This is a genomic window from Streptomyces sp. NPDC051740 (genome assembly GCF_044453165.1).
In the GTDB taxonomy this organism is placed as follows: Bacteria; Actinomycetota; Actinomycetes; order Streptomycetales; family Streptomycetaceae; genus Streptomyces; species Streptomyces atrovirens.
In genome coordinates, this window is record NZ_JBITCL010000004.1 from 337,144 (window position 1) to 353,712 (window position 16,569).

The window sequence follows — 16,569 nt, forward strand, 5'->3', positions numbered from 1 at the left end:
GGAAGTACGCACGGGCCGGCCCGTCAGCGGGTTCCGTCGGCGGCGAACCCGGCGACCGAGGCCGCGTTGGCCTTCGTGACGAAGGCGGGGCCGGTGAGCACGGGCGCGACCCCGCCGCCGCTGATGTTGCCGTTGGTCCGGTACAGCCACAGCGCGTCCACGGCGAGATAGCCCTGCAGATAGGGCTGCTGGTCGACGGCGAACTGGACGTTGCCGCCGCGCACGGCGTCCACCAGGTCGTTGCTGAGGTCGAAGGTGGAGACGTCGGCGTCGCTGTCCGCCTCCGCGACGGCGTCGACCGCGGTGAGCGCGAAGTCCGCCCCGTTGGTGACCACCTCGTCGATGCTCGAGTCCTGCCGCAGCCGGGCGGTGATGATGCCGGAGACGGCGCGCATGTCGGTGCCGTCCACGTAGAGGTTCTCCGTCGTTCCGCCGAACGCCTTCTTCACGCCGGCGCAGCGGGCCTCCAGGGCAACGTTGCCACGCTCGTGGACGACGCACAGGGCGTGCTGGGCCTTCAGCTCGTCCAGCTTGTCGCCGACGGCCCGGCCCGCCACGCTCTCGTCCTGGCCGAAGAACTCCAGCAGCCCCGCCGCCTTCCAGGCGTCGATACCGGAGTTGAGCCCGACCACGGGGATGTCCGCGGCCCGTGCCTCGTTGACCGGGCCCTTCATGGCCGCGGGCTTGGCCAGCGTCAGCGCGATGCCGTCGACACCGTCGCGGACCGCCTCGCGGACCAGCTCGGCCTGTCCCGCCGGGTCCGGGTCGCTCATGTACGTCAGCTCGATGCCGTCCTTGGCGGCCGCCGCCTCGGCACCCTTCTTCACCCGCTCCCAGAACGCGTCGTCCTCGCTGCCGTGGGTGACCATCGCGACCTTGATCCGTCCGGCGCCGGAGGCGCCCGCGCCGTCGGAGTCCGAGGAGTCGTCGGCCGAGCAGCCGGTCGCCAGCAGACCGACGGCGGCGGCCAGGGCGGCCAGGCGGCGTATCGGGAGGCGTGGGGACGGGGGACGAGTGTTCATGGAGAGTACGGACCTCGCTGTGCGGCCGAGCAAGAGCAGGGGAGAGCACGGACGGAACCGCGCGGGGTGCGTGCGCCGACCGGGTGACTCTCGCTGGCCCGGAGCCAACCCTGTGGAACCACTGGTCGTCAAGTGAACAGCCACGTGAAGTGAGGCGATGCTGCCGCATTGTGATGAACCGTGAGTGCGGTGCGGCTGTTGTCCGCCGCCGAACCGAATGGACGGTACGGAACGGCTCCGGCCCCCTTGCCGGCGCCCGCCGTTCAGCGCCGGCGCAGCCGCAGGGCCGGCGCGAGACCACCGGGTCCCACCCGGGTCGCCGGCCAGTCCGTACGGGCCAGGTCGAGACCCCGGTAGGCGGGCGGACCGCCGCTGCACAGCTGTCCGTCGGGGATCCGCTGCCGGTCCCGGCCGGCGACGTCCGCCACCCGCGGGTCGTCCCACGCGGTGAACGGCGCGCCGTTCGCGGCGACGGCGGCCCGGCAGGCCGCCGACCCCGCGCGGTCGCCGCCCTCGGGCGAGCAGGCCACGACCCGGCTCACCGGGTCCGTCGGCGCCCCGTGGGCCCCGGCCGGCGCCGCCGCCCACAGCGGCGGCAGCAGCGGGGCCACCAGGGCCGTCGCGAGCGCGGTGCGGTGTGCGGTCGTCCGGGGCATCCGGACCGCCTCCTTCGGCGGGCGGGGAACGCGGGAACTCTTCCGTGCGGTACGGAGGAAAAGCCCGGTGCGTTCATCTCCGAGGCGATGCGGGCATAGCGGTCCGTTCCTGGTCAACCGCCTTTCGGCGAGGGTGGTTTCCCGGCCGGATCGAGGGTTTCCCCCGTATCCGGGCGGCCCGCGCGCTGCCTATCGTTCCACCGCAGTCGACCCGCCGGTAACCCCGGACGGGCCGCTGTTCGCGCCCGGCCGGCCGATCTGCCGCACCTCGATTCACCCCACGCTGCTTCGACGACGAGATGACGAGACGACGAAGCGAATCGATTCTCCTCCCCACACTCCGCGTTGCCCGGAGTCCCGGCACGAAAGGCACCCCCCTTGCACACCTCATCGAGCTCTCCCCGCGGCTCCTCCCCGGGACGGAAGCTGATATCCGTCGCCGCCCTCTCCGTCGCCCTGCTGACGGCCGCTTCCGCCCAGGCCGCGGTCGCCCAGGACACCCCCTCCGACGGGCCGGCCGTCCCCACGGCCCGCACCGAGGCCGCCCCGGGCACCCCGGCCGAGCGGCTCATCGTCGGCTACAAGTCCGGTGCCGCCGAGGCGAAGTCGGACAAGGCCGCCGCCGCGGACGCCGCCGCCAAGGGCGAGAAGGCCGGCGAGGACGTCGGCTTCCGGCGCCGCCTCGGCACCGGCGCCGCCCTCGTCGACCTGGGCGCGAAGCCCACCGCGGCGGACGTCGCCGACGTCGTCGCCGAGTACCGGGCCGACCCGCAGGTCGCCTACGTCGTACCGGACCGGCTCAACAAGCCGCTGGCCACCCCGAACGACACCGAGTACGGCAAGCAGTGGGACCTGTTCGAGTCCACCGCCGGCATGCGCGTGCCGGGCGCCTGGGACCTCACCACCGGCAGCGGTGTCACCGTCGCCGTCATCGACACCGGGTACGTCACCCACTCCGACCTCGCCGCGAACATCGTCGGCGGCTACGACTTCATCTCCGACACCGCGGTCTCCGTCGACGGCAACGGCCGCGACAGCAACCCGGCCGACCCGGGCGACTGGTACGCGGCCGGCGAGTGCGGCCAGGCCACCGGAGGCAGTTCCTCCTGGCACGGCACCCACGTGGCGGGCACCATCGCCGCGGCCACGAACAACGGCAAGGGCGTCGCCGGCATCGCGTACGGTGCGAAGATCTCCCCGGTGCGGGTGCTCGGCAAGTGCGGCGGCTACGACTCCGACATCATCGACGCCATCACCTGGGCGTCCGGCGGCACCGTCTCCGGCGTGCCCGCCAACTCCAATGTCGCCAAGGTCATCAACATGAGCCTCGGCGGGGGCGGTGCCTGCTCCACCGCCACCCAGAGCGCCATCAACGGCGCCGTCGGCAGGGGCACCACGGTGGTCGTCGCGGCCGGCAACGAGAACCAGAACGCCGCCAACTCCTCCCCGGCGAACTGCGGCAACGTCATCACCGTCGCCGCCACCGACCGCTCGGGCAACCGCGCCTCCTACTCCAACTACGGCACGATCGTGGACATCGCCGCGCCCGGCGGTGAGACCGCGACCGCGGCCAACGGCATCCTGTCCACGCTGAACTCCGGCACCCGCACCCCGTCGACCGAGAACTACGCCTACTACCAGGGCACCAGCATGGCCACCCCGCACATCGCGGGCCTCGCCGCGCTGATGAAGTCGGCCGCCCCCGACCTCACCCCGGACCGGATCGAGTCGGCGATCAAGTCCAACGCCCGTGCGCTGCCCGGCACCTGCTCCGGCGGCTGCGGCGCGGGCCTGGCGGACGCCGCGAAGACCGTCCAGGCCGTCAAGGGCGGTACGTCCACCGGCTCCACGTACTCCAGCACCACCGCCGTCGCCATCCCGGACAACGGCTCCGCGATCGAGTCCCCGATCACCGTGAGCGGCCGCGGCGGCAACGCGCCGTCCGCCCTCCAGGTGGGCGTGGACATCACCCACACCTACCGCGGTGACCTGGTCGTCGACCTGGTGGCACCGGACGGCTCGGTGTACCGGCTGAAGTCCGCCAGTGGCTCGGACTCCGCGGACGACGTCGACACCACCTACACGGTGAACGCCTCCGGCGAGACCGCCGACGGCACCTGGAGGCTGAGGGTGCAGGACACGGCCTCCTACGACACCGGCCGGCTCAACGGCTGGCAGCTGACCTTCTGAGCCACCCCCGAGACAGGCGGGCCGGCCGGTGCGGATGGGGCACCGGTCGGCCCGCCGTTCTCTTTTGCCCCCGCACCTGACACACTTAGATACCGGACGCGCCGTTTTCTTTCGGAGACCACGTTTGTTTTGCCCGATGTGTCCAAGTGTGGTGCGATACCCGCGCGGTGAACATGGGCGCAGGGTGAGCTATCGTGTACCCGGCGTAAAAACAAACAGCATGACCCGTTCCTTTCCGGCTCAGGAGTTCAGGCGATGGCGAGGCAGGTACGCGCCGAGCAGACCCGCGCGACGATCATCACGGCCGCCGCCGAGCTGTTCGACCGGCAGGGCTATGAATCGACCAGTCTCAGCGACATCGTCGAGCACGCCCAAGTCACCAAGGGGGCCCTCTACTTCCACTTCGCCGCGAAGGAGGACCTCGCCCACGCCATCCTGGAACTGCAGTCCGCGACCAGCCGCCGGCTGGCCAGGGACACCGAGGTCCGGGGGCACACCTCCCTGGAGGCGCTGATGCGCCTCACCTTCTGCATAGCCAGGATGTCGGCCGAGGACCCCGTCCTGCGGGCCGGACTGCGGCTCGCCACCGGCGGCACCCGGCCGCGCCCCCCGCTCAGCCACCCCTTCACCGAGTGGCTGGACATCGTCACGGCCCGGCTCCTCGGCGCCGTCAAGGAGTCCGACGTCCACCCGGACGTCGACATCGACGTCGTGGCGCACTCCCTGGTCTGCTTCTTCGTCGGCACCCGCGTCGTCGGCCGCTCCCGCGAATCCGTCGCCCGGCAGCCCCGCCGTACGGCCGAGATGTGGCAGATCCTCATCCGGGGCCTGGTCCCCGTCACCCGGCGCGCCCGCTATCTCAGCCTGGCCGCACGGCTGGAGCGGGAGATCGCGCCGGTGTGACCCGCGGCGCGCGACGACCGGCGCGCGTTACGGTGAGCCGCATGTCCGACCACCCCACCGCACCCGTGATCGTCGCCGACGAGCCCGGCACCTTCCCCCACAGCGTGCTGGCCGAGCGGCACCCCGCGATCATCCGGCAGGTGCGCGAGGCCTTCCCGTACGAGCCCTGGCAGCACCGCGCGCTCGACGCCCTGCTCGCCGACTGCACCCGGGGCACGATCGACCCCCTCCCCGCCGACGCGCACGACCGGCGGCACTGGGAGACCTGGGGGATGGACACCCACGCCGGCCGCTCCTGGTACGACGTGCCGTGGCTGTGGTCCGAGAGCTGGTTCTACCGCCGACTGCTGCACGCGGTGGGCTACTTCGCACCCGGTCCCTGGCAGGGCATCGACCCGTTCCGCCCCTCCAAGCTCGCCGAACTCGACTCGCCCGCCACGGACGAGGAACTGGCCGGGCTCGGCGACCTCGCCGGCCGCCCGGAGGGGGAGCGGGCCCGCGCGCTGCTGCACGGTTCCCTGTGGGGCAACCGCGCCGACCTCGGCTTCCGGCTGTCCGCCGAGGGAGCCGAGGAGACGGCCGCCGTCCCCGCCCTGGTGGCCGACGACAGCGAACGGCTGTGGCCGCTGCTCGGCACCTCGGGTACGGGCACGCTGTGCCTGGTCGCCGACAACGCGGGCCGCGAACTCGTCCCGGACCTGCTGCTCATCGCCCACCTGCTGGCCTGCGGCCGGATCGGCCGGGCGGTGCTGCACGTCAAGCCGTACCCGTACTACGTCTCCGACGCCACCACCGCCGACGTGATCGACGCGGTGCGCCGGCTCACCGACGCCGAGGGCGCGGCGGCCGAGTACGGCCGCGGCCTGTGGGCCGCCCTCAACGACGGCCGGCTCACCCTCCGCGCCCACCCGTTCTCCTGCGCGCCGCTGCCGTACGAGGACATGCCGGACGACCTCCGCGCGGACTTCGCCGCCGCCGCGCTCACCGTCGTCAAGGGCGACCTCAACTACCGTCGCCTCGTGGGCGACCGGTACTGGCCCCCGACCACCCCCTTCGCGGAGGTCACCGGTCACTTCCCCGGCCCGGTCGCCGCCCTGCGCACCCTGAAGTCCGACGTGATCACCGGACTGACCGCCGGCACCGAGGCGGCACTGGTCGCGGCGGAGGAACAGCGCTGGCGCACCGGCGGCACCCACGCGCTGATCCAGGTCCGGACATAGGGCCCACGACTCCCGTACGGGACACGGTTCACGCGATGGTGTGATCATGCCCGGCCCGGTGGATGCCGCCACCGGGCCGCGGGTAGCCCCCGGCCATGACGCAGCCGTTCGAACTCCCGCACTTCTACCTGCCGCATCCCGCGCGGCTCAACCCGCATGTCGAGGAGGCCCGCGCCCACTCGACCGCGTGGGCGCGCGAGATGGGCATGCTGGAGGGCAGCGGGGTCTGGGAGCAGGCCGACCTCGACGCGCACGACTACGGCCTGCTCTGCGCCTACACCCATCCCGACTGCGACGGGCCCGCCCTGTCGCTCATCACCGACTGGTACGTGTGGGTCTTCTTCTTCGACGACCACTTCCTGGAGAAGTTCAAACGCACCCAGGACCGCGCCGCGGGCAAGGCCCACCTGGACCGGCTGCCGCTGTTCATGCCGCTCGACCCGGCGGCCCCCGTCCCCGAACCGGAGAACCCGGTCGAGGCGGGCCTCGCCGACCTGTGGGCGCGCACCGTGCCGGCGATGTCCGCCGACTGGCGCCGCCGGTTCGCCCTCGCCACCGAACACCTCCTCAACGAGTCGATGTGGGAGCTGTCCAACATCAACGAGGGGCGGATCGCCAACCCCGTCGAATACATCGAGATGCGCCGCAAGGTGGGCGGTGCCCCCTGGTCGGCCGGGCTCGTGGAGTACGCGACCGCCGAAGTGCCCGCCGCCGTCGCCGGGACCAGGCCGCTGAGGGTGCTGATGGAGACCTTCTCCGACGCCGTGCACCTGCGCAACGACCTGTTCTCCTACCAGCGGGAGGTCGAGGACGAGGGCGAACTCAGCAACGGCGTACTCGTCCTGGAGACCTTCTTCGGCTGCACCACCCAGGAGGCCGCCGACATCGTCAACGACGTCCTCACCTCACGGCTCCACCAGTTCGAGCACACCGCGTTCACCGAAGTCCCCGCCGTGGCCCTGGAGAACGGGCTCACCCCGGCCGAGACCGTGGCCGTCGGGGCGTACACCAAGGGCCTGCAGGACTGGCAGTCGGGCGGCCACGAATGGCATCTGCGCTCCAGCCGCTACATGAACGAGGGCGCGCGGTCCACCGCCCCCTGGCAGTCCCCGTCCGGCCCCGGGACGTCCGCCGCCGACGTCGGCGCGCTGCTCGCCGGCGCGGGAGCCGAACGGCTGCGCGCCCACACGCACGTGCCGTTCCGGAAGGTCGGCCCGTCGATCATCCCCGACATCCGCATGCCGTTCCCGCTGGAGCTCAGTCCCGCCCTCGACGGCGCGCGGCGGCACCTGCTGGAGTGGTCGCGGCGGATGGGCATCCTCGGTGAGGGCGTCTGGGACGAGGACAAGCTGGAGAGCTGCGACCTGCCCCTGTGCGCGGCGGGCCTCGACCCGGACGCCACCCAGGAGCAGCTCGACCTCGCCTCCGGCTGGCTGGCCTTCGGCACCTACGGCGACGACTACTACCCGCTCGTCTACGGACACCGCCGCGATCTGGCCGCCGCCCGGCTGACCACGGCCCGCCTGTCGGCCTGCATGCCCCTCGACGCCGACGAGGTCCCGCCGCCACCCGTCAACGCCATGGAACGGGCCCTGATCGACCTGTGGGCACGCACCACGGCCGGTATGACGCCCGACGCGCGCCGCCCCCTGAGGTCGGCCGTCGACACGATGACCGAGGCCTGGGTGTGGGAGCTGTCCAACCAGATCCAGAACCGCGTCCCGGACCCCGTGGACTACCTGGAGATGCGGCGCGCCACCTTCGGCTCCGACCTCACCCTGGGGCTCTGCCGCGCCGGACACGGACCGGCGGTGCCGCCGGAGGTCTACCGCAGCGGTCCCGTCCGCTCCCTGGAGAACGCGGCGATCGACTACGCGTGCCTCCTCAACGACGTCTTCTCCTACCAGAAGGAGATCGAGTTCGAGGGCGAGATGCACAACGCGGTCCTCGTGGTGCAGAACTTCTTCGGCGTCGACTATCCGACCGCGCTGCCCGTGGTGCAGGACCTGATGAACCAGCGCATGCGCCAGTTCGAGCACGTCGTGGAGCACGAACTGCCCGTCGTCTACGACGACTTCCAGCTGTCGGACGAGGCGCGGGCGATCATGCGGGGCTATGTGACGGACCTGCGGAACTGGATGGCGGGCATCCTCAACTGGCACCGCAACGTCGACCGCTACAAGGACGAGTACCTGTCCGGCCGGGTCCACGGCTTCCTTCCGGACCGCTCACCGGCACCACCGGTCCTCGTCTGACACCCGGCACCGCCAGCACAGCCCGCACTGCCGTCGGAGGCGAACCATGGAACAGACCGTGTTGCGGCCCCGGCCGATGCCCGGCGACGGGGGCAGGGGCGGGGGCGGCGACGGCTCCGGGGACGGGCCGGACTCCGGCCCGCCCACCCGGCGGCGCGGGCGGCGGCCGGTGACCGTGCTGCTCGGGGCGCTGACGGGGGTGGTCCTGGTGCTGTCCGGGGCCGGGCTGGGGGCGGTGGGGGCCACGGTCGTCGGCGCGGGCGGGCTCACCGGGCTGAAGCGGCAGACCGGAGCGGCCCCGGCCGCGGCACCGCGGTCCGCCCCGTCCGCGCCCGTGGTCGGCAGGCTCGGCGTGGAGGTGGCCGACGACAGGAGACCCGGGGCGCTGGTCGTCGCCGTGCACGTGCCCGGTCCGGGGTCCTCGGCCGGTCTCGTACGCGGTGACGTCCTCCTCGCCTTCGGCACCACCCGTGTCGACTCGGCCGCCGACCTGGCACGCGCCGTCGCCCGGGCCCGCCCGGGCGACGAGGTGGAACTGACGGTGCGCCGTCGGGGCGGCGGCTACCAGCAGCTGACGGCCGTCCCCGGCATCGTCACGTGACCACGCGGAAGTGGCTGGTGAGCCGGCCCTCGTCGTCCAGTACATGGAAGGCGAGCCCGACCGGGGCGTCCCGGTCCGCGATCTGCTCGCCCTCCCAGGGCAGCCGCAGCGTCCAGGTCACGCCCGGCCCCACCAGCACCGGGCGGCCCGCGAACGTCGTGGCGGCAGGGGTGTGGGCGTGACCGGTGATCAGTCCGGCGACCTGGGGGCGGCGTGCCAGCAGGGCGGCCAGCCGCTCCGGGGCGCGCAGGGGGTAGGAATCGGGCAGGGGGTGGTGCAGCGGTACGGGTGGGTGGTGGAAGGCGAGCAGGACCGGAAGGCCGTCGTCGAGTCCGTCGAGCGTCGACTCGATCCAGGCACAGGTCTCGGCGTCCAGATCCCCGTCGTCGCGGCCCGGGATGCTCGAGTCGCACATCAGCACCGCGCCGCCGTCCAGCACGTGCGCGCTGTTGACCGGCCCGTCGACGGCCGGCCGGCCCAGCAGCGCCTTGCGGTACGGCGCCCGGCTGTCGTGGTTGCCCGGGCAGGTCAGCACCGGGAACGGGGCGCTCCCGTCGCGCAGTCCCAGCAGGCGGGCGGCCTCCTCGTACTCGGCCTCGGTGCCGTGGTCCGCGATGTCCCCGGTCACCAGCAGCGCGTCCGGCGGGACCGGCAACTCCCACAGCCGGTCCCGCACCCGCCGGGCGCGCTCCGTCGCCCGCGCGGTTCCGTCCAGATGCAGATCGCTGATGTGCGCGAGTACGAGCACGGTCGTACGCCTCCCCGATGTGCCTGCTCACGGTTCGGTGAGATCAAATCATTAGATGTAACGGGAGGGCAATGCTTCGCCATTAGTAGTGGCGGGTCGCGGGGCGAACACCGCGAACCGGCTCGCGTCACCCCCGCCCGCCGGGCAGGATGCTGCCCGTAACCTGCTGTCGCCCTGGGAGGCCCCCGAATGACCGGCGCCGTGCCCGTGTCCTTCACCGCCGACGACTACGAGGCCCGCATGGAGCGTGCGGCGCGGCAGGCCGCCGACGCCGGGCTCGCCGGACTGCTCGTGGCACCCGGCCCCGACCTGGTGTGGCTCACCGGCTACACCCCCACCGCCGTCACCGAGCGGCTCACCCTGCTGGTCCTCGCGGCCGGCCGGGACCCCGTGCTCGTCGTCCCCACCCTGGAGGCCCCGGACGCCGAGCGCGCCCCCGGCGCCCGTGCCCTCACCCTGCGCGACTGGACCGACGGCAAGGACCCCTACGCCGCCACCGCCGCCCTGCTGGACGCGGACGGGCGGTTCGGCATCAGCGACAACGCCTGGGCCATGCACCTGCTCGGCCTGCAGAAGGCGCTGCCCGGCACCTCGTACGCCTCCCTCACCGAGGCCCTGCCGATGCTCCGCGCCGTCAAGGACGCGGCGGAGCTGGAGCTCCTGGCCGCCGCCGGGGCCGCGGCGGACGCGGCCTTCGAGGAGATCAGGCAGGTCACCTTCGCCGGCCGCCGGGAGACCGACGTCGCGGCCGATCTGGCCGCCCTGCTGCGCCGGTTCGGACACTCCCAGGTCGACTTCACGATCGTCGCCTCCGGACCGAACGGCGCCAACCCGCACCACGAGATCGGCGACCGCGTCATCGAGCGCGGCGACATGGTCGTCCTCGACTTCGGCGGCCTCAAGGACGGCTACGGGTCCGACACCTCCCGCACCGTCCACGTCGGGGAGCCCACCGACGAGGAGCGCCGGGTGCACGACCTCGTGCGCGAGGCGCAGGAGGCGGGCTTCCGCGCGGTGCGGCCCGGGGCCGCCTGTCAGGACGTCGACCGCGCCGCCCGCGCGGTCATCGCCGGTGCCGGGTACGGGGAGCACTTCATCCACCGCACCGGGCACGGCATCGGCGTCACCACGCACGAACCGCCCTACATGATCGAGGGCGAGGAGCGGCCCCTCGTCCCCGGCATGTGCTTCTCCGTCGAACCCGGCGTCTACCTGCCCGGCCGGTTCGGCGTGCGCATCGAGGACATCGTGACCGTGACCGAGGACGGCGGACGGCGGCTGAACAACACCGCGCGGGAGATGGCCATAGTGGACTGAACGGCTCCACCCGTCCCCTCCCTGCCTCCCCGAACGGCAACGGCGCGATCATGACCCAGGCACCGACACCCACCGCGGACACCGTCCGCCGACTGGCCCGCTCCCTGCTGGAGGACAGCGGGAAGGGCGGCCGGGCCGGCGGCGCGCGGTCCGCCGCCGGACCCGACGTCCGGCCCGTCGCCGCGGGCGCCGGGCCCGCCACCTGGTGGGTCGGCACCCGCCATGTGCTGCGCCTCGCCCCGGACCGTGAGGCGAGCGTGCGCCGCCGCCGCGAACTGCGGCTGCGCGACCTCGTCCGCCCGCACGTCCCGGTCGCGCTGCCGTCCGCCGTGGCGCACGGCGAGTGGGCGCCCGGCCTGCTCTGCGTCCTGGACACCCGGCTGGCCGGCGGGACGGCGGAGGAACACCGCGTCTCCGCCGTCGGCGAGGCCGACCTGGCCGGGCTGCTCACGGGGCTGCGGGAGGTGCCGGTGCGGCAGGCGGAGACGCTCGGCGTGCCGCGCGTCCCCCCGCGCTCCCTGGAAGCCCTGCGCCGGACCGCCGAGGAGGCCGCCGGACGGCTCGCCGAGGCCGACGAGTTCGACCCGGGCCGGCTGAGCCGGCTCACCTTGCCTGCCGCGGTCCAGCTCGCCGCCCAGCCCGGTACGGCCGTCCTCGTCCACCACGCCCTCACCGGCGGGCACCTCGTGGTGAGCGTCGACGGCCGCGTACGGGGCGTCCTGGGCTGGGACGCGGCGGTGGTCGGCGACCCCGCCGAGGACATCGCGGGCCTCGCGCTCGCCGTCGGCGCCCCGGCCGCCGTACGCGCCGCCACCCTCGCCGGCTACGGCGCCCGCCCCTGCCTGCGCGGCCTGTGGCTGGCCCGCTGCGACTCCGTCCACCACCTCGCCGAGGCCCTCACCGGCCGCACCGCCCCGCCGCCCGCACTCCGCACCCGTCTGCGGCACGCCTGGGAGCCGATCATGCTGGAAAGGGTGACGGACCTCGGCCGCGCGGACGACGTGCCGTAGAGGGCCCGCCCGGCGCGATCCCCCGGAGGGGCCCCGGGCACGACGCGACCCACCCGCCCCGGCCGCCGGTGAGGCCGCTCCGTTCCCGGTCCGGGACCGGAGCGGGGCCGGACCGTGTGACCGGGGCAGGCGTGTCGCGGCCTTCGCGGGCGCCGGGTGGTTCTCAGCCCTGGAGCAGGACGACGGCCGACCGGCCCGGCAGCCGCAGCACCCCGTCCGGGCCCGGGGTCTCCACCGGCTCCCACGCCGCGAGGACGCGCGCGTCGGGGACGCCCAGGGGGATCGCCGCCGGCTCGGTGCCGAGGTTCACCGCGACCCGGACGTCCCCCCGCCGGAAGGCCAGCCAGCGGTGCTCCTCGTCGTAGGCCACCTTGGTGTCGCCGAGGTCGGGGTCGGTGAGGTCCGGCTGCTCGTGGCGCAGGGCGACGAGGAGCCGGTACCAGGACAGCACGCGCGCGTGGGGCTCGCGTTCCGGCTCCGACCAGTCCAGGCAGGAGCGGTCGCGGGTGGCGGGGTCCTGCGGGTCCGGCACGTCCTGCTCGGCCCAGCCGTGCGCCGCGAACTCCCGCCGTCTGCCCGCGCTCACCGCCTTGGCGAGCTCCGGATCGGTGTGGTCGGTGAAGAACTGCCAGGGCGTGCCCGCCGCCCACTCCTCGCCCATGAACAGCATGGGCGTGAAGGGAGCGGTCAGCGTGAGGGCCGCCGCGCAGGCCAGCAGCCCGGGGGAGAGGAGCGCGGCCAGCCGGTCCCCCTGGGCGCGGTTGCCGATCTGGTCGTGGGTCTGGCTGTAGCCGAGGAGCCGGTGCCCGGCCACCCGGTTGCGGTCCAGGGGGCGGCCGTGGCACCGGCCCCGGAAACCGGAGTACGTGCCGTCGTGGAAGAAGCCACCGGTGAGCGTCTTGGCGAGGGCCGCGAACGGGGCACGCGCGAAGTCGGCGTAGTAGCCCTGGGCCTCACCGGTCAGCGCGGTGTGCAGGGCGTGGTGGAAGTCGTCGTTCCACTGCGCGTGCAGCCCGAGGCCGCCCTCCGCGCGGGGCTTGATGATCCTGGGGTCGTTCAGATCCGACTCGGCGATCAGGAACAGGGGCCGGCCGGTGTCGGCGGCGAGGGCGTCCACGGCCCCGGACAGCTCCTCCAGGAAGTGGCACGCGCGCGTGTCCGCCAGCGCGTGCACCGCGTCGAGCCGCAGCCCGTCGATCCGGTAGTCCCGCAGCCAGGCCAGCGCGCTGTCCACGAGGAACGCGCGCACCTCGTCGGAGCCGGGCGCGTCCAGATTGACCGCCGCGCCCCACGGGGTGTGATGGGTGTCCGTGAAGTACGGCCCGAACCGCGGCAGGTAGTTCCCGGACGGACCCAGGTGGTTGTGCACGACGTCCAGTACGACGCCCAGGCCGAGGGCGTGGGCCCGGTCGACGAACCGTTTCAGCCCCTCGGGTCCGCCGTACGGCTCGTGCACCGCCCACAGCGAGACCCCCTCGTACCCCCATCCGTGCCGGCCCGGGAACGGGCACACCGGCATCAGCTCCACATGCGTCACGCCCAGCTCCGCGAGATGGCCGAGCCGCTCGGCGGCGGCGTCGAAGGTGCCCTCGCGCGTGTACGTGCCCACGTGCAGCTCGTACAGCACCGCGCCGGGCAGCGGGCGCCCCGCCCACTCCGTACGCCAGTCGAACCGGTCGTGGTCGACGACGGCGCTCAGGCCGTCGGGACCGTCCGGCTGCCGGCGCGAGCGCGGATCGGGCAGGACGGGGCCGTCGTCCGGCGCGAAGCCGTACCGGGAGCCGTCGTGCGCCTCGGCCTCCCCCCGCCACCACCCCTCCCGCTGCGGATCGCGCTCCAACGTCCGCGTGACGCCGTCGCACTCGAGCGTCACTCGGCCGGCCTGTGGTGCCCACACCTCGAACTGCACGGACGGTTCCCCTTCGTCTGCTCACCGTGAGGTAGTCCGTCCATCGTGCGCCATCGGAGATCAATTCGCCGGGGGATCCGCCCTTTTGCGGCGGGTGTCGCCGGGCACGCCCACGCGTGCGGCCGTTTCCCCGCTTTCTGGACAGCCCGGCCGTCACTGACCGACAATCAGCGGCGTGACGTCGTCCTTCGAGTTCCACACGTACCCCGCGCGGCTCTCCGACGCGGAGCGGGAGAAGGCGCTGAGCGTGCTGCGGGACGGCGTCGCCATGGGCCGCCTGTCCCACGACACGTTCGTCCGGCGCATGGAACTCGCGCTCGTGGCGCGCCGTTCCGACGAACTCGCCGCGCTCGTCGCCGACCTCCCGCGGGAAAGCCGCTTCTCCCGCCTGGTGTTCGGCAGCGTGGAGGCCGTCTCCGGGTTCACCGTGCGGCTGCGCCGGGCCTGGCAGGCCGAGAAACTCCCCAAGCTGCTGCTGCCGCACCCGACGAGCGGCCACCCCCTGCGCATAGGCCGCGATCCCGGCAGCGGACTGCGGCTCAGCCACGAGACGGTCTCCCGCGTGCACGCCGAACTCCGCCACCAGGGCGGTCTCTGGGTGCTGCGGGACCTCGGCTCCACCAACGGCACCACGGTGAACGGACGTCGGGTGGTCGGCGCGGCCGTCGTCCGCGAGGGCGACCAGATCGGCTTCGGGCAGATCACCTACCGGCTCGCGGCGCACTGACCCCCGGCGGATCCCCGGTGAAATCCCCACGATCACCGCGGTGTTGACGTACCCCCGAAGTCGTGACTGACTGTGCGTACGCCATGCACTCCCGGTGAGACGCCGGCACCGCTTCGTGGAGGTGTGCCCTGCCGCCCCTCCCGCACTACCCGACCGTCGACGAACTGGGCGCGCGGGCCGCCGCCCTCGTCGCCCGGCAGCCCCGCGACGCCCGGCTGCGCCGCGTCGGCGCCTCCCGCGCGGGCATCCCCCTGTGGCTGCTCAGCGTCGGCCACGGCAGCCGCCAGGCCCTCGTCGTCGCCGGGCCGCACGCCAACGAGCCCGTGGGCGGCGCCACCGTGCTGCGGCTGGCCGAGCACGCCCTGGCCGACCCCCGGCTCACCGAGGGCGCCGACGCCACCTGGAACCTGCTGCTCTGCCTCGACCCCGACGGACTGCGCCGCAACGAGCGCTGGCTGACCGGCCCGTACACCCTCGGCCACCACTTCCGGAACTTCTTCCGGCCCGGCTTCCTGGAACAGCCCGAATGGCTGCCCGACGGCGCCGCCGCCGCGGCGCTGCCCGAGACCCGCGCCCTGCTCGCCCTCCAGGACGAGCTGCGGCCCTTCCTCCAGTGCTCCCTGCACGGCGTCGACGTCGGCGGCGGCTTCGTCGAGCTCACCCGTGACCTGCCCGGCCTCGACCGGCGGGTCGCGGGCATCGCCGCCCGCCTCGGCGTCCCGCGCGAGCTCGGCGCCTACGACGCCCTGTACTGGCCCGGACTCGGCCCCGCCGTCTACCGCATCCCGCCCCCGCACCGCCGTGACCTCGCCGCCGCCATCACCGAGGCCGCCGTCGAGTCGACGTGGTTCCACCCGCACCGGCACGGCACCGTCACCGCGGTCGTCGAGGCGCCCATGTGGGGCGCGGCGGCCGTCGGGGACGGCTCCCCGCACGCCGGCGTGGAGGCGGAGCTGCGGTCCGTCAGCCGCACCCTGCGCCGGGACACCACGCTGCTGGCCGGCCTGACGGCCCGCGTACGGCCGTACCTCGCCGGCGTCCCCGACGCGGCGCGGCTGCTCGCCCCGGTCGACGACTACCTCCTGGTCTGCCCAGGGCTCGCCGACGCGTGGGACCCCGACTGCGGGAACGATTCTGCTCATCCGCTGCCGCCCATGACCACGGCCCGCCTCGCCGCGCTGCGCCTCTCCGGACGGCGGCTGGCCGTGCGCACGGCCGGGCTGCTGCACCAGCTGGTGACGCGTGCCGGGCGCGACCCGGCCGGTGCGCTGCCGGAGCTGGACCGGCTCATCGACGCGCGGTGCGCCGACTTCCGGGAGGTGTCCGGGGCACGCTGGATCGCGGTCGCGCGCCAGGCCGAGTACCAGGCGCGGGTCGTCCTCGCCGCGTTCGAGCTGGCCGGCCGCGGAACCTTCCGTTCGGGTGAGCCGGGGTGGGGTCCGGACACCGTCGTGCCGATGCATCGGGAATGACGCACATCTCATGGAAAGCGGTACGGGCGGGACTGCTCGCCGCCCTCGTCCTGCTCACGTGCGCGTCCCCCGCGCGGGCGGGGGACGGGCACTCCGGCGAGGACAGCTGGCTGATGCTCACGGTCACCCACGGAGAGACGCCGTCCACCGGGGAGAACGGCACCATGCTGCGGTGCGACCCGCCCCGGGGCCACCGACACGCCACCGACGCCTGCGCGGAACTGACCGCGGCGGACGGCCGCATCGCCGACATCCCGCCGAGGGAGGGTGTCGTCTGCCCGATGGTCTACGCCCCGGTCACCGCCCACGCCGACGGAATGTGGCGAGGCCGCTCCGTCGACTACACGGAAACCTTCCCGAACACCTGCACGATGACAGCCCGAACAGGCTCGATCTTCGCAATCGCCTAGCCACGGCCCCACTCCCACCGCTCCCGCGGGCAGTCCCACCGCTCCCGCGGGCAGTCCCACCGCTCCCGCGGGCAGTCCCACCGCTCCCGCGGGCAGTCCCACCGCTCCCGCGGGCAGTCCCACCGCTCC

General features: G+C 73.8%; 13 protein-coding genes and 1 pseudogene. 10 read left to right on the top strand and 4 right to left on the bottom strand.

The annotated features are described in order from the left end of the window. Positions 1-23: 23 nt before the first annotated feature. Positions 24-1,022 (bottom strand): substrate-binding domain-containing protein, encoded by a 999-nt coding sequence (locus ACIA6T_RS09475; RefSeq protein WP_399445972.1) that lies wholly within the window; start codon positions 1,020-1,022, stop codon positions 24-26. Positions 1,023-1,321: 299 nt separating this feature from the next. After that, a pseudogene (locus ACIA6T_RS09480) lies at positions 1,322-1,678 on the bottom strand (lytic polysaccharide monooxygenase); the annotation flags it as partial. 378 nt (positions 1,679-2,056) lie between these two features. On the opposite strand from ACIA6T_RS09480, the gene ACIA6T_RS09485 reads away from it, so the two are divergent. The 5 genes from ACIA6T_RS09485 (at position 2,057) to ACIA6T_RS09505 (ending at position 8,847) form a co-directional block, all read left to right on the top strand. Next, positions 2,057-3,868: a S8 family peptidase gene (locus ACIA6T_RS09485; protein WP_399445973.1), complete on the top strand. Its 1,812-nt coding sequence runs from the start codon at positions 2,057-2,059 to the stop codon at positions 3,866-3,868. A 255-nt stretch (positions 3,869-4,123) separates the two neighbouring features. Continuing rightward, positions 4,124-4,771, top strand: a complete 648-nt coding sequence (locus tag ACIA6T_RS09490) for a ScbR family autoregulator-binding transcription factor (protein ID WP_385057631.1) — start codon at positions 4,124-4,126, stop codon at positions 4,769-4,771. A 41-nt stretch (positions 4,772-4,812) separates the two neighbouring features. Beyond that, positions 4,813-5,991, top strand: a complete 1,179-nt coding sequence (locus tag ACIA6T_RS09495) for a damage-control phosphatase ARMT1 family protein (RefSeq protein ID WP_399445974.1) — start codon at positions 4,813-4,815, stop codon at positions 5,989-5,991. Between the two features lie 95 nt (positions 5,992-6,086). Next, the gene (gene cyc2 / locus ACIA6T_RS09500; protein ID WP_399445975.1) at positions 6,087-8,246 is read left to right on the top strand and encodes a germacradienol/geosmin synthase Cyc2; all 2,160 of its coding nucleotides are present in this window, start codon (positions 6,087-6,089) and stop codon (positions 8,244-8,246) included. A 46-nt stretch (positions 8,247-8,292) separates the two neighbouring features. After that, positions 8,293-8,847 carry a PDZ domain-containing protein gene (locus tag ACIA6T_RS09505; protein WP_399445976.1) on the top strand — a complete coding sequence of 185 codons (555 nt, stop codon included), beginning with the start codon at positions 8,293-8,295 and terminating at the stop codon, positions 8,845-8,847. Here the strand turns inward: ACIA6T_RS09505 and ACIA6T_RS09510 are convergent. Further along, positions 8,840-9,595, bottom strand: a complete 756-nt coding sequence (locus ACIA6T_RS09510) for a metallophosphoesterase (RefSeq protein ID WP_399445977.1) — start codon at positions 9,593-9,595, stop codon at positions 8,840-8,842. The genes ACIA6T_RS09505 and ACIA6T_RS09510 overlap by 8 nt on opposite strands. A gap of 189 nt (positions 9,596-9,784) precedes the next feature. On the opposite strand from ACIA6T_RS09510, the gene ACIA6T_RS09515 reads away from it, so the two are divergent. Both ACIA6T_RS09515 and ACIA6T_RS09520 read left to right on the top strand, forming a co-directional pair. Then, a complete protein-coding gene (locus ACIA6T_RS09515; protein WP_399445978.1) occupies positions 9,785-10,912 on the top strand; it encodes an aminopeptidase P family protein in 1,128 nt (375 codons plus the stop codon). Positions 10,913-10,962: 50 nt separating this feature from the next. Beyond that, positions 10,963-11,922: an aminoglycoside phosphotransferase family protein gene (locus tag ACIA6T_RS09520; RefSeq protein ID WP_399445979.1), complete on the top strand. Its 960-nt coding sequence runs from the start codon at positions 10,963-10,965 to the stop codon at positions 11,920-11,922. A 163-nt stretch (positions 11,923-12,085) separates the two neighbouring features. Here ACIA6T_RS09520 and treZ read toward each other — a convergent pair whose 3' ends face one another. Beyond that, the gene (gene treZ, locus ACIA6T_RS09525) at positions 12,086-13,831 is read right to left on the bottom strand and encodes a malto-oligosyltrehalose trehalohydrolase (protein ID WP_399445980.1); all 1,746 of its coding nucleotides are present in this window, start codon (positions 13,829-13,831) and stop codon (positions 12,086-12,088) included. Positions 13,832-14,006: 175 nt separating this feature from the next. Between treZ and ACIA6T_RS09530 the strand changes: the two genes are divergently transcribed. The 3 genes from ACIA6T_RS09530 (at position 14,007) to ACIA6T_RS09540 (ending at position 16,440) form a co-directional block, all read left to right on the top strand. Then, positions 14,007-14,558, top strand: a complete 552-nt coding sequence (locus ACIA6T_RS09530) for an FHA domain-containing protein (RefSeq protein ID WP_399445981.1) — start codon at positions 14,007-14,009, stop codon at positions 14,556-14,558. 128 nt (positions 14,559-14,686) lie between these two features. Continuing rightward, a complete protein-coding gene (locus tag ACIA6T_RS09535) occupies positions 14,687-16,030 on the top strand; it encodes a M14 family zinc carboxypeptidase (RefSeq protein ID WP_399446067.1) in 1,344 nt (447 codons plus the stop codon). Beyond that, complete coding sequence (locus ACIA6T_RS09540) at positions 16,027-16,440, top strand: SSI family serine proteinase inhibitor (protein ID WP_399445982.1); 414 nt, start codon at positions 16,027-16,029, stop codon at positions 16,438-16,440. Before ACIA6T_RS09535 ends, ACIA6T_RS09540 begins: the two co-directional genes overlap by 4 nt. Positions 16,441-16,569 lie beyond the last annotated feature (129 nt).

Excerpts from the sequence above, each read along its gene's own strand:
- ACIA6T_RS09475 (WP_399445972.1), bottom strand. The coding sequence starts at position 1,022 with ATGAACACTCGTCCCCCGTCCCCACGCCTCCCGATACGCCGCCTGGCC.
- ACIA6T_RS09490 (WP_385057631.1), top strand. The coding sequence starts at position 4,124 with ATGGCGAGGCAGGTACGCGCCGAGCAGACCCGCGCGACGATCATCACG.
- ACIA6T_RS09495 (WP_399445974.1), top strand. The coding sequence starts at position 4,813 with ATGTCCGACCACCCCACCGCACCCGTGATCGTCGCCGACGAGCCCGGC.
- cyc2 (WP_399445975.1), top strand. The coding sequence starts at position 6,087 with ATGACGCAGCCGTTCGAACTCCCGCACTTCTACCTGCCGCATCCCGCG.
- ACIA6T_RS09505 (WP_399445976.1), top strand. The coding sequence starts at position 8,293 with ATGGAACAGACCGTGTTGCGGCCCCGGCCGATGCCCGGCGACGGGGGC.
- ACIA6T_RS09515 (WP_399445978.1), top strand. The coding sequence starts at position 9,785 with ATGACCGGCGCCGTGCCCGTGTCCTTCACCGCCGACGACTACGAGGCC.
- ACIA6T_RS09520 (WP_399445979.1), top strand. The coding sequence starts at position 10,963 with ATGACCCAGGCACCGACACCCACCGCGGACACCGTCCGCCGACTGGCC.
- ACIA6T_RS09540 (WP_399445982.1), top strand. The coding sequence starts at position 16,027 with ATGACGCACATCTCATGGAAAGCGGTACGGGCGGGACTGCTCGCCGCC.